The organism is Paenibacillus koleovorans NBRC 103111 (assembly GCF_004000845.1).
Classification (GTDB): Bacteria; Bacillota; Bacilli; order Paenibacillales; family NBRC-103111; genus Paenibacillus_AA; species Paenibacillus_AA koleovorans.
On record NZ_BIMA01000011.1, the window covers coordinates 1 to 12,747 of the forward strand.

Sequence of the window (12,747 nt, forward strand, 5' to 3'; positions counted from 1 at the left end):
TCCCCACGCTCCAACTGAAAATCTTCGCCAGAGGACCATCCGGGTGATCTTCCCCAATTGTTTTTCTTATTTTCCCGCAATAACCCTTGACAAAATGCACTGGGACAATTATTTTGTGTATATGAATAAGTTTTGCCTTAGGGAAAAACATTTGGGGATAAACAAGTTAGCGGAGCGAGCATAAGGAACCATTCTGGAGGAGAAACCGTGATGAGCAAAGCAGTGAGAAAATCTGGAATTTGGGGCACATTAATCGTATTGGCGGCATCGCTGACCCTGGCAGGCTGTGGCACGACCGCAACGAACGGGGCAGCGGACGGGAAGATCAATGTGGTCGCCACAATCGCGCAAATCGCCGAGCCGATCTCGGTCATCGGTGGAGATAAGGTGCATGTGCAGAGCCTGATGGGGCCGGGAGTCGATCCGCATTTGTACACCGCCACGCAAGGCGATATCAAGAAGCTGGAGAGCGGCGACGTCGTGCTGTACAGCGGGCTTCATCTCGAGGCCAACATGGTGAAGGTGTTCGAGCAGATCGGCAAGAAGAAGACGGTGTCAGCGATCAGCGAATCGATTCCGAAGGAGAAGCTGCTGAAGGATGCGGGCGGAGCCGTCGATCCCCATGTCTGGTTCGACATCGATCTGTGGAAGCAGGCTTTGACCACGGCGACGGAAGCTTTGAAGACTTATTCCCAAGAAAACGCGGACTATTTTGAAACGAACAAAACGAATTATTTCACACGGCTGGACGAACTGAAAAAAGAATCGGTCGACAAGCTGGTGCAGGTGCCGAAGGACAAACGGGTGCTCGTGACGGCGCATGACGCGTTCGGTTATTTCGGGCGGATGCTGGACATCCAGGTGGTCGGCTTGCAAGGCTTGAGCACGGAGGACGAAGTTGGCCTTACCGATATCGAAGATACGATCAACCTGCTGATGAAGCATAAAGTGCCGGCCGTGTTCGTCGAGAGCAGCATCAATCCGGCATCGATCCAAGCGGTCATCGAAGGCGCCAAGAAGAAGGGGCTTGATGTGAAAAAAGGCGGCGAGCTATACTCGGATGCGATGGGAGCGGCAAGCTCTCCGGAAGGAACGTACCTCGGCATGTATCGGCATAATGTGAATACGATTTATAAAGCGTTGAGCGGGAAGGGTGAGTAGCATGAGTGCGGCTTTGAGCGTGCAAGGATTGAATGCGTCCTATCGGAAAAACAAAGTGCTGGACGGGGTGAGCTTCGATGTCCAGCCGGGTACTTTAACGAGCATCGTCGGTCCTAACGGAGCGGGAAAATCCACATTGCTCAAAGTGATGCTGGAGCTGCACCCCAGACTGTCGGGCAACGTTCGTTTCTTCGGCTCGGAGTACCGCAGCGTCAAGTCTCGAGTAGGCTATGTGCCGCAGCGCGGATCGGTGGACTGGGATTTCCCGACGGATGCTTTGGATGTTGTGCTTATGGGGTTATATGGCCGGATCGGTTGGCTGAAATGGCCAAGGCGCGCGGACCGCGAGAAAGCGATGCAGGCGCTGTCCGAGATGGGTATGGCCGATTACGCCGGCCGACAGATCAGCCAGCTGTCCGGCGGGCAGCAGCAGCGGGTGTTTCTGGCTCGGGCGCTCGTACAGGAAGCCGATTTGTATTTTCTCGACGAGCCGTTGGCCGGGGTCGATGCGGCAACGGAGCGGGCGATCATGGATATGCTGAAAACATTGAAGAACCGAGGCAGTACGGTTATGGTCGTGCATCACGATTTGCAGACCGTCGAAGATTATTTCGACCATGTGCTGCTGCTGAACCGGTCCGTCGTAGCGCACGGCTCGACTCGAGATACGTTTACCCGCGACAATATATATCGGACGTACGGCAGCACGCTCCGTTGGATGGGAGAGCGATTCGGATGATGACGGCGTTGTCCTACAATGCGCAGTGGGTGCTGTTCAGTACGCTGCTGCTCGGCATGGCGGCCGGCGTCATCGGCTGCTTCGCCTACTGGAAGCGGCAAAGCTTGATGAGCGACGCCTTGTCCCACGCGGCGCTGCCGGGCGTCATCATCGGATTCGCCGTCATGGGCGTGAAGAGCATGCCGGTTATGCTCGCCGGTGCCGCCGTCAGCGCGCTGCTCGGCGCTTTGCTCATTCACTGGATCCGCACCTCGTCTCGGGTGAAGGAAGACACGGCGATGGGCATCGTCCTGTCCGTGTTTTTCGGCTTCGGCATTATGATGCTCACGTTCGTGAACCGGATGGAGGGAGGCAGCCAGAGCGGATTGGACAGCTTTATTTTCGGCCAGGCGGCGTCTATGGTGGGCAAGGATGTGCTCATCATGGCCAGCATGGCGGTACTCGTCATCTTGGTTGCGGGCTTCGGGTACAAGGAATGGAAGCTGTTCCTGTTCGATCCCGATTTCTCTCGGGGCCTCGGGCTCTCCAGCCGCTGGATGAACAGTATCTATATGGCCGTGCTCGTCCTGGTTATTGTGATCGGCATTCAGGCGGTCGGCGTCATCCTGATGGCAGCCCTTCTTATCATACCCGCGGTTAGCGCCCGTTATTGGACGCAATCGTTCAAATGGATGCTGGTTTTGTCCGCCTTGTTCGGCGGAGGCGCCGGATTGGTCGGTACGCTGGTCAGCATTCAGGGCAAGGGCTGGCCGACGGGACCGTTCATCGTCTTGGCCGCTTCGAGCCTGTTCGTCGTCTCGCTTGTCTTCGGAGCGCGCAAAGGGCTGCTCATCGTTTATTTCCAGCAGAGGAGGCAGAGGAAGCAATTGCTGCAGGCGCCGACGGCCGGAGGAGGCAGCGGCAGCGCTACCGGAGCGGGTGCCAGTACGGGTGCCGGTGCGGGTACGCTGGAGAGGGGGTCCGTCTCATGAGCTACTCGGCTTGGATTTTGTTGACGGCCTCTCTGGTCGGACTGTCCTGCGGCATTATCGGCGTGCTCCTGATCCTGCGCAGAATGGCGATGATGGCCGATGCGATCAGTCATTCGGTGCTGCTCGGCATCGTCATCGCCTTCCTCGTCACCCGAGAGCTGAGCGGGGTGCATATGCTGATCGGCGCAATCGCCGCCGGTTTGGTTACGTCCGTGCTCGTGCAATGGCTGCATGCCCGCGGAGTGCAGCAGGAAGCCTCGATCGGGATCGTGTTCACCACTTTGTTCGCGATCGGTGTCGTGTTGATTGCCACGAAGGTCGGCAACGCCCACTTGGACGTGAAGCATACGTTGATGGGCGAGATCACGTTTATCCCCTGGGAGCTGATCAATCTACCATTGGTCGGGGAAATTCCGGAGGCGGTGTTCATCCTTTCGCTGGTGCTGCTTGTGGTTGTTGTTGCGATCGTAGCGTTCTACAAGGAGTGGAAAATTACTTCGTTCGACCCGGCGCTAGCCGCCAGTCTTGGCATTCCCGCCGTGCTGATGCATTACGTGTTCATGTCGCTCGTATCGGTGACAACGGTTGCTTCGTTCGATGCCGTAGGCGCGATTATGGTTGTCGCGATGCTGATTACGCCGGCTGCATCGGCTTACCTGTGGACGGACCGGATGTCCGTCATGATGGTTTTGAGCGGCGCATTCGGCGTTGTGTCGGCCATCGTCGGCTACTATGTAGCGGTTTGGCTGGATACGTCAATCTCCGGTTCGATGGCGTTCGCCACCGGGATTTTGTTCGCCGTCAGCTTCCTAGCGTCGCCGAAGCATGGTTTGCTCGCCAGGTATGTGCGGCCAGCCGCCGTGATTCCGGATGCCAGCGCGCCTCCGACGAAAAGTTTGGAATAAGGTACTGGGAGTACGTTTAGCCGAAAGCCATTTAGCCGACACTAGTTGTCGGTTCAATTTTGAATTTAATATTCCTTTACAGGAATATTCCTGTTGTGGTATATTGAACGTGTGAAAGAGAGAACTACGAAAAATAAGGAGGAAAATACAAATGTCGAAGATGATAACAAAGGTAGAAGGTCCTGAATTGGTAATCGAGCGTGTATTCCAAGCGCCGCGGGAACTGGTGTTCAAGGCGTACAGCAGTGCGGAGCATCTGAAGAAATGGTGGGGGCCGCGCGGCTGGGAGCTGACCGTCTGCAACATCGATTTCCGTCCGGGCGGCGTCTGGCACTACTGCATGAAGTGTCTCGACGAGAACCAAGGGGATTTCTACGGCATGGAGTCTTGGGGCAAAGGCGTGTATCACGAAATCGTGGATGCGGAAAAAATCGTCTACACCGATTACTTCTCGGATGCGGAAGGCAATGTTTCCGACCTGGGCGCTCCAGGCGAAGTGACGCTGAATTTCGTAGACGAGGGCGGGGCGACGAGATTGGTCAACCGCGTCGTCTACCCATCCGCCGAAGCGCTCAAAGCAGTGCTCGACATGGGCATGGAGCAAGGATTCGCGGAAACGCTGGATCGTCTGGCCGAGTTTTTGGAGTCGCAGCAATAATCGATTTGACAGAGCTAAAGCCGTCCTGTATAGGGCGGCTTTGCTTATCTGGTCGATGGGAGGAGCCGGCTGTATTCCGGACACCACTCCGCTACATTCCACCTCTGCCGACCTTCTAACTCGCGAAACCCGCCCATCCACTCATTCAACTCCAAAATTAGCTATTCCGGATCAGCTCGGCTAATTTCTCCGCTATTTGCCCGAACCCCTGGTCCCTCGGATGGACGTTGTCGGCCAGCAGGCTGGAGTCGGGGGGCATCAGCTCGGTGCCGCGAATCAGCCGAACGCCAGGGTGCCGAAGTACGGCTGATTCAATCGTATCTGCCATCTGCTCGAATGTGCCCATCTCCTTCGGCGACTCGATATCGACACGCCAGAGCGGGGTGAGCACGCAAACTTCCGCCTGCGGGAATATCTCCACAACTGCCTTCACATAAGCATCCACCCGGTCATGCAGCTCCTGCAAGCTTTTCCACTTCCCCCAGTCGTTCGTTCCATACGCAATCGTAATGAGATCGGGCGTGTAGTTCAGGCTCGGATCCAAGCTGTCCTTGTTGAAATGATAGCCGCCGACGCCTTGATTCAGCAAGCTCATCCCCAGCTTTCTCGACAGCAGCACGGAATACGTGAGGGAGGGGAGCGTCGCGTCCATGCCTTGGGTAATCGAGTCGCCCAGGCAGAGCAGCTTCGCTACCGGGGCGGGCGCAGGTTGGACTTGGATGCCAGCCGGCCAGAGCACGTCCCGGACGATCAGCTCCACATTGTGCGGCATGTAGACGGTCACCCGGCGGAGCTGGTTCAGGGGCTGAGGCGGCAGCGAAATATCGAAGCGGCGCAAGCCCAGCGACGGCTCTTGTTCCCCGACCGATGCCGTCCATTGGTCGTCGACGTAGACGTCGAAGTAGATGTAAGGCCGGATCAAGCTGATCAGTTCGACTTGCAGGGCGAGTGCGGCGGAGTCGGTCAGCACGTCGAGGCAGACGCCTGCTGGGCAGAGGCTGCGGGCTCGGTATACGGGGATGTCGGCGTAATGCTCGAGCTGTTGCTGTGAAAACCGAGTCAAGGAAAGTGTATTTCCGTTGTGTTCGGGCTGGAGGCAATTGCGGAATTGGTTGACCAACGCTGTAATAGGTCGAGCGGTCATAACGGTTTATTCCTCCCGGATTGTTTTTGGTTTCGAAGTCCGTACCAGTCTTCACTCGGTTTGTTGACTACAAGGGTGGAGCAAAACTGGGTAAGGCTTACACCCGTAGTTTTTTTGAACATTTTGCCGAAGCTGTGCACATCCGCATACCCGACCTTCTCCGCAATTTCGCCAAAATGCAGCTTCGTCTGAATCGCGAGCTCCTTCGCCTTGTGCACCCTGACTTGGGTCAAATACTGCACGGGGGTAACGCCGTAGAGCCGCTTGAATTCGCTGATCAAATGATTTTGGCTGAAGCCGGACAGCTCGACCAGATCCTGAATGCGTACCTGTTCCATATACCGTTCGGTCAGGTAGTTCTTCACAAGAATCAGCTTCGCCAAGCTGCGGCGTGTCGTCTCGTTCGGAGGAGCGAGCTGGTCCTGGAATTGCTCTAGCGCCAATGTGAAGATGTCCAGCAGCAATGCCTGGCACTTCAGCGTGTGGAACCAGCCGGGCTGGCGATAGGACGCCACGAGCTGAATGAGCTTCTCCTCCACCGGCCTGCCCTCGAAATTGCCGAGCCAATGCTCCCCGCCCAGCACCTCATCGATCGGAAACGGTGCTTGTCCGAAGTGAAATACAAGCGAGATGCAGACATAGGGCTTGCCTTCGATCATGGAGATCGTGTGCGGTTCGCCGGGGCGGTGGAAGAGCAGATCGCCGGTTCGGGTCAAGTAGTGCCGTCCGCTGACCGGGTACTCCGCAGCGCCATCCAGTACGTACTGCAGGGCGTATTGGGTGAGCGTCCGGTTATGGACGGTGCTCCAGCCGGCAGGCGCGTGGAACGTATGGGCGAGTGTAATGTATGGCGCCGGGTAGGGTGGCTGGCCGGCTCGTCCTTCGGTTTGCTCATCTAGGGTGGTCACGCCGCTTGCTCCTTTTCTGAGATCGGTATTTTGGAACCCAAATCATCGATTCCAGCTAAATACTTCTCCTATGGCTTCATCGTACAATGAGTTTACAACGCATGCAAGCACTGAAAATCAGAATGGAGAAGGAGAGGCGATTGTCGATGAAAGTGGAGCCCAATAGCGCTTATTCTATGTTGGTGGCCGACGCCGCTCAGCAGGATTGCATCACGGAGGAGCAGAAACAGTTTTTTCTGGATAATGGATTTCTAGTGGTGCGTGGCGTGCTGCGCGGTGAAGAATTGGATACCATTCAGCGCGATATGCTTGGTTTGATTGAGGCCAGGGAGTCTGGAAATCCTACGGATTATATGTACGGCAAAGGGGTCAAGAGCGGCAAGGACGTGCTGCGCCGAATCGAGTATGTGATCGACAAATGCGACTCGATGAAGGTGCTGCTGGGCCACCCTTTCATCCTGAGGTCCGTGGAGCTGCTGCAGGGCCGCAACTTTATCCCGACATGGGATTCCATGGTGCTGAAAATGCCGGATGAAGGCGTCATCGTGCCTTGGCATCGCGACGGCGAAACCGAGCTCAGCAATCCGGACGACAGCCCGATCTTCAATGTAGATTTCTACTTGGACGATGCGGATTTGTCCACTTGCTTGTGGGTCATCCCCGGCAGCAACGGGTGGTCGCCCGAGGAAGTGAAGGCACGCTGCGCTCGCCCCGGCTTCGACACGTCGGACGCGGTGCCGGTGCCGATGCAGGCGGGCGATGTGATCTTGCACCACGTGAAGGTGCTGCACGGCTCGCCGAGCGGCGACGGCAACCCGCTGCGCCGGACCGTGTACTATGAGTTTCGACCTGGCGAGGTCGAATACGAGCACGGCCCGCACACGCGGGAGTATTTGCCGCTCAAGCAGCAGGTGCTGCTGCACTGCCTGGACCGGCGCCGGGAGGCTTCGTACGCGGCGGGCGAGCGGCCGTTCGAGTATCGGCCGGACGGCCGGTTCGCGGTTAGCGCGAAGCAGCCGATCGGCACGTACCGGTACCCGCACGGCGAGTATTGGCGCCAGCGGGAGTAGCCACTTCGCGTGCGTGAGGTACGAGCAGGGCAGGTGCGGTGCCGGGCAGGTACGGGCAGGACAGGTGCGGTGACGGACAGGTACAGCAGGGCAGGTGCGGAGACGGGCAGGTACGAGCAGGTACGGGCAGGGCAGGTGCGGTGACGGGCAGGAGCGCAGGAAGTTGACTAAACTCGGGTGCAAATGATCGGATGGCAGGGGTTAGTGCAGCAAGTTGTCTAACTCCGCTCCACCGAATGTCCGGCCCTCGACTTAGTGCAGCAAGTTGACTGACTCCGCTCTAACTTGGTGGATCCCATGTGAGTGGCGAGCATGAATGGAGAACGAAGGTTGTTGGCGGACAATAGATCTCTTATTTGTGCGAAAAAGCAGTTTGGCGGGAGTTTAGCGGACACAGATGACGCTATTTGGCCGAAAATCAGTGGGTTGAGGCGTCTTGGCCCCCAATAACGCATCCTATGTCCGCCAAACTTGTAAGAATGCGCTTTCACTCACAAATAAGGGCTCCTCTGTCCGCAAACCAACCACTCTCCGCATCCAATGTGCTGTTTTCGTCCCAACTGGTGCATGACTGCAACTAACACCGCTCCACCTGCTGCAACTCACTGTACCTGATGATCTGTCTCCGCCAATTCCTGCATGACTGCAACTAACACCGCTCCACCTGCTGTCACTCGCCGCACCTAATGATCTGCTTCCGCCAATTTCTGCATGACTGCAACTAACACCGCTCCATCTGCTGCCACTCGCCGCACCTAATGATTTGCTTCCGCCAATTCCCGCATAACCCAACTAATACCGCCCAATCCTAGTTACTCGCCGCAACCCATCCAGTTATCCCTCAGCCACACTATTGCAATGCTCCAACTAATTCTGCTCCAACCGCTGACCTCTGCCAGTACTTGTGCAAATCCGCACAATCTCCGCCACGCTACCGCCTCCTATTCTGCCAACATCTGCTCCTTAACCAGACAGGCACAGGTCCGCACTTTTCCGCCGCACAGCCGTTCCCTTGTTCAACCCGTCATTTCCCCGCAACCCCGCACCCCGCCATCCCGCCATCCCGCCATCCCGTCGTCCAACCACCACTAAGTCCGGATTCCGTACTAAATTTACTCAACTGCTGCTCTCCCGACTAATTAAGTCCGCTATCCGTACTAAATTCGCTCGATTGCTACTCATCCGACCAACTAAGTCCGGATTCCTTACTTAGGTCGCTCGGCTCCACCCACCCCGCAAAGTCCGGGTTCCCGTACTAACTTAGGTCGCTCGGCATCCACCCACCCCGCTAAGTCCGGGTTCCCGTACTAAGACCCTCACCGACCGCCACCCAGCAGCAGCAACTCCTTTCCCGTAACCCCAAAGCCCCTCACAATCCGCCCCACAAGCGGGTGAAACGTCCCTTTTCTTATAAAATTCCACCTCTCTTTAAGAAAATCCACCTCCGCTTTCTTAAGAAATTCAAGCTTTCCGGAACGTTAAAGTAGGCAGTCGGGCAACCGCTGTGATACTTTTTAATCACCGAATTGTAAACGTTTCCACCTAGAGAGGAGTCACAAGCGTTGCTGAACAAAATGATGCGAAGTTACCAGCTCTATCTCATGCTGCTGCTGCCCGTCGCGTATTTCATCGTCTTCAAGTACGTGCCCATGCTCGGCATCCAAATCGCCTTCAAGAAGTATATGGTGCTCCGAGGCATTTGGGACAGCCCGTGGGTCGGGTTCAAGCATTTCGAGAAATTGTTCAACTCGTACCAGTTCACGAGGATCGTGCGCAACACGGTCACCCTAAGCCTCTACGAGCTGGCGGTAGCGTTTCCGTTCCCGATCCTCCTGGCGCTCGCGATCAACAGCTCGAACAACAAAGCGTACAAGAAGGTCATTCAGTTGACGACGTACGCGCCGCATTTTATTTCCACGGTAGTCATAGTAGGCATCATCGTGCAGTTCCTGAGTCTCCGGCTAGGGCTGGTCAACAAAATGATCGAGGCGCTGGGCGGAGAGGCGATCGACTTCCTGGGCAAAGCCGAATACTTCCAGTCGATCTTCGTCTGGTCCCACGTGTGGCAAAATGCCGGCTGGGGAACGATTATCTACCTGGCGGTGCTGGCATCCGTCGACCCGCAGCTCTATGAAGCGTCGATCATCGACGGGGCGTCCAAGTTCAAGCGCATTCTTCACATCGATATTCCGGCTATCCTGCCGACCGTAATCATATTGTTCATTTTACAGGTAGGCTCCATCATGAATGTAGGCTTCGAGAAAACGCTGCTCCTCCAGACACCGCTTAATCTAACCTCGTCGGAGGTGCTGCAGACGTACGTGTATAAGGTAGGGCTCGCGTCCAACATGATCGATTACTCCTACGCCACCGCGATCGGGCTGTTCACAGCGGTTATCAACTTCGCGATGCTGCTGATCGTCAACCACACGGCCAAACGCGTCGCGAAGACGAGTCTCTGGTAGCCGACCGCCAGCCCACCCGGCTGTCCGACCGTCCGCAACACCATGTACCATTCATTCATTTGGCAAAAAAGCGAGGGACATCTCATGAGCCGCATACGCGACAGCGCAGGCGATCGAACGTTCAATTTTCTGAACTATTTGTTTATGACTTTGTTTTTCCTGGCGGTGCTGTATCCCATCCTCTACGTGATCAGCTCTTCGTTCAGCTCCCCGTCGGCGGTCATGGCAGGCAGGGTCAAGCTATGGCCGGTCGAGCCGAGCCTGGTCGGGTACAAGGCGCTGTTCGAATATAGCCCGATCTGGAGAGGGTATGCGAACTCTATTCTCTACACGGTCACGGGGACGATCGTCAACGTGGTGCTCACCATTCTGGCCGCCTACCCGCTGTCGCGAAAAGACTGCTATGGCCGCAACTGGATCATGCTCCTGATCACGTTCACGATGCTGTTCAGCGGGGGGCTTATCCCGACCTACCTGGTCATCGACGCTCTGGGCATGGTCAATACGATCTGGGCGATGATTATCCCGAGCGCCATCACGGTGTGGAATGTAATCCTGGCGAGAACTTATTTTCAAAGCACGATCTCCGACGAGCTGCTCGAGGCCGCCCAGATCGACGGCTGCAACGATTTCAAGTTTGTCGGCTACGTGGTGCTTCCTTTATCCAAGGCGATCATCGCGGTCATCTCCTTGTTCTATGCGGTCAGCCATTGGAACGCTTTTTTCGACGCACTGATCTACCTAAGAGATCGGGATAAATACCCGCTGCAGATGTTCCTGCGCGATATCCTCGTGCTCAATGCGGTGGACACGTCCATGATCGGCGTCGATTCCGAAACGGCGCAAGCGCGTGAGGGGGTGAGGGAAGTTCTGAAGTACTCCATCATCATCGTAGCCAGTTTGCCGGTGATGCTTATGTATCCGTTTGTACAGAAATATTTTGTCAAAGGCGTTATGATCGGTTCGCTCAAGGGGTAAAAACAACTTATAATTGGGGGTAACAGGGTGAAAAAACAATTTGCAATTGGGATGAGCACAACTTTGGTTCTCAGCTTGCTCGCGACAGCATGCAGCAAAAACAACGGCGCCGAGTCGACGCCGACACCGCTGCCGGAGAACAGCAACGTCACGGCAGCCGGCACGTTTCCGGTTGTGAAGGACAAGGTCAATCTGAAAATTTTCACCGTAGCCGATCCTAACATAGAAAACATGGAAACGAACGAGCTGACGAAGGAGTACGAAGCCAAGACGAATGTGCACATTGATTGGATGCTCGTTCCCAGCAAGGACATGGAGCAGAAGCGCAACCTGCTGCTGGCGTCCAATGCGGAGATGCCGGACATCTTCATGAACGCGAAGATTAGCAACGTCCAGCAAGTGCAATTCGGCAGTCAAGGCGTTATTCGTCCGCTCAACGACCTGATCGATAAATACGGCTTCCACATCAAGAAGATGTTCGAGGCGAATCCGGTCATCAAGAAGATGATCACGGCGCCGGACGGGAAAATTTATGCGCTGCCGTCTGTGGCGGAGGTGCTGCATACGCAATACGGCCAAAAGCTGTGGATCAATCAGGCATGGCTGACCAAGCTCGGGCTGAAAATGCCGACGACGACGGATGAACTGTACACGGTGCTGAAGGCGTTCAAGGAAAAAGACCCGAACGGCAACGGCAAGGCGGACGAAATTCCGCTCACAGGCGCGACTTCCGGCTATATGACGAGCGTGTACCATTTCATCATGTCGGCTTTCGTGTATGACAAAGGGTGGGATGATAAGCCGTTCATCTTGGACAACGGCAAAGTATCCGTCGCATACAACCAGCAAGGCTGGAAGGAAGGGCTGCTGTTCCTGAATAAGCTATACAAGGAAGGCTTGCTCGATAAAGGCGCCATCACGCAGGACAACGCCCAGCTCAAGCAGCTCGGCGACAACAAGGACGTCACGCTGCTTGGCGCCGTAACGGCAGGAGCGATGACCGGCTTCATGGCGGCCGGCACGCCGCGTCAGAAGGAATATACGACGGTGCCGCCGCTGAAGGGGCCGAGCGGATTCCAGTCGACCGGCTACTACCCGTACCAGGTCGATTCGACCAAGGTCGTCATCACGACGGCGAGCAAAAATCCGGAAGCGGCTATTCGCTGGATCGACTGGTTCTACAGCATCGAAGGCAGCATGCGAGGCAATGCAGGCCGGCTGGACGTCGAATGGAGATACGGCAAGCAGGGTGAGCTCGGCCTGAACGGGAAACCCGGCTCCTTCTACCGGATGCTGAAGTTCGGCCAGACGCAGAACGTGCACTGGAACACGAACCCTCCGGGCTTCATTACGGAAGCTTGGCGAAGCGCCTCGATCGTGGAGCCGACCGACCAGGAAGCAATCCTTTACAACGAAACGAACAAAAACTACGTCCCGTACAAGCCGAAGGAAGTGCTCCCGCCGCTGTACATGACGGCCGAGGAGTCCGAGGAGTACGCGGGCATCGACTTCTCCATCATGGACTACCTGAAGCAAACGACTGCCCGTTTCGTCGTCGGCGATCTGGACATCGAGAAGGAATGGAATAACTACTTGAAGGAACTGGACCGGATGGGCCTCAAGAAATACATCGAGTTGACGCAGAAAGCGTACGATCGCCAATACGGTAAAAAATAAAAAAAGGATTTGCTGGCCTGTCGGGACTAAGGTTAACCCGGCGGGCTCCTTCCTTAAAGAGAGGCGGACCA

Annotated in this window: 12 protein-coding genes; 10 read left to right on the forward strand and 2 right to left on the reverse strand. The window is 56.0% G+C overall.

Going from position 1 to position 12,747, the window contains the following annotated elements; genetic code table 11:
- Window positions 1-210 precede the first annotated feature (210 nt).
- From PKO02S_RS05400 to PKO02S_RS05420, 5 genes are all read left to right on the forward strand, one after another.
- Window positions 211-1,161 carry a metal ABC transporter solute-binding protein, Zn/Mn family gene (locus PKO02S_RS05400; RefSeq protein ID WP_127580078.1) on the forward strand — a complete coding sequence of 317 codons (951 nt, stop codon included), beginning with the start codon at window positions 211-213 and terminating at the stop codon, window positions 1,159-1,161.
- 1 nt (window position 1,162) lies between these two features.
- Window positions 1,163-1,900, forward strand: coding sequence for a metal ABC transporter ATP-binding protein (locus PKO02S_RS05405; RefSeq protein ID WP_127580079.1), 738 nt, complete (start codon window positions 1,163-1,165; stop codon window positions 1,898-1,900).
- Window positions 1,897-2,871, forward strand: coding sequence for a metal ABC transporter permease (locus PKO02S_RS05410; RefSeq protein WP_127580080.1), 975 nt, complete (start codon window positions 1,897-1,899; stop codon window positions 2,869-2,871). The genes PKO02S_RS05405 and PKO02S_RS05410 overlap by 4 nt, the downstream gene beginning before the upstream one ends.
- A complete protein-coding gene (locus PKO02S_RS05415; RefSeq protein WP_127580081.1) occupies window positions 2,868-3,776 on the forward strand; it encodes a metal ABC transporter permease in 909 nt (302 codons plus the stop codon). Before PKO02S_RS05410 ends, PKO02S_RS05415 begins: the two co-directional genes overlap by 4 nt.
- A 145-nt stretch (window positions 3,777-3,921) precedes the next feature.
- The gene (locus PKO02S_RS05420; protein WP_127580082.1) at window positions 3,922-4,434 is read left to right on the forward strand and encodes an SRPBCC domain-containing protein; all 513 of its coding nucleotides are present in this window, start codon (window positions 3,922-3,924) and stop codon (window positions 4,432-4,434) included.
- Between the two features lie 157 nt (window positions 4,435-4,591).
- Here PKO02S_RS05420 and PKO02S_RS05425 read toward each other — a convergent pair whose 3' ends face one another.
- Window positions 4,592-5,578, reverse strand: coding sequence for an SGNH/GDSL hydrolase family protein (locus PKO02S_RS05425; protein ID WP_127580083.1), 987 nt, complete (start codon window positions 5,576-5,578; stop codon window positions 4,592-4,594).
- On the reverse strand, window positions 5,575-6,486 hold the full coding sequence (locus PKO02S_RS05430; protein ID WP_127580084.1) for a helix-turn-helix domain-containing protein: 912 nt from the start codon (window positions 6,484-6,486) through the stop codon (window positions 5,575-5,577). Before PKO02S_RS05430 ends, PKO02S_RS05425 begins: the two co-directional genes overlap by 4 nt.
- Before the next feature lie 146 nt (window positions 6,487-6,632).
- Between PKO02S_RS05430 and PKO02S_RS05435 the strand changes: the two genes are divergently transcribed.
- The 5 genes from PKO02S_RS05435 (at window position 6,633) to PKO02S_RS05450 (ending at window position 12,676) form a co-directional block, all read left to right on the forward strand.
- Window positions 6,633-7,556 carry a phytanoyl-CoA dioxygenase family protein gene (locus PKO02S_RS05435; protein WP_127580085.1) on the forward strand — a complete coding sequence of 308 codons (924 nt, stop codon included), beginning with the start codon at window positions 6,633-6,635 and terminating at the stop codon, window positions 7,554-7,556.
- A gap of 9 nt (window positions 7,557-7,565) precedes the next feature.
- A complete protein-coding gene (locus tag PKO02S_RS33125) occupies window positions 7,566-7,700 on the forward strand; it encodes a tRNA (adenine(58)-N(1))-methyltransferase catalytic subunit TRMT61A (protein ID WP_246066850.1) in 135 nt (44 codons plus the stop codon).
- Between the two features lie 1,418 nt (window positions 7,701-9,118).
- Window positions 9,119-10,021, forward strand: a complete 903-nt coding sequence (locus PKO02S_RS05440) for an ABC transporter permease (RefSeq protein ID WP_246066851.1) — start codon at window positions 9,119-9,121, stop codon at window positions 10,019-10,021.
- Between the two features lie 84 nt (window positions 10,022-10,105).
- A complete protein-coding gene (locus PKO02S_RS05445) occupies window positions 10,106-10,999 on the forward strand; it encodes a carbohydrate ABC transporter permease (protein WP_127580086.1) in 894 nt (297 codons plus the stop codon).
- 27 nt (window positions 11,000-11,026) lie between these two features.
- A complete protein-coding gene (locus PKO02S_RS05450) occupies window positions 11,027-12,676 on the forward strand; it encodes an extracellular solute-binding protein (RefSeq protein WP_127580087.1) in 1,650 nt (549 codons plus the stop codon).
- Window positions 12,677-12,747 lie beyond the last annotated feature (71 nt).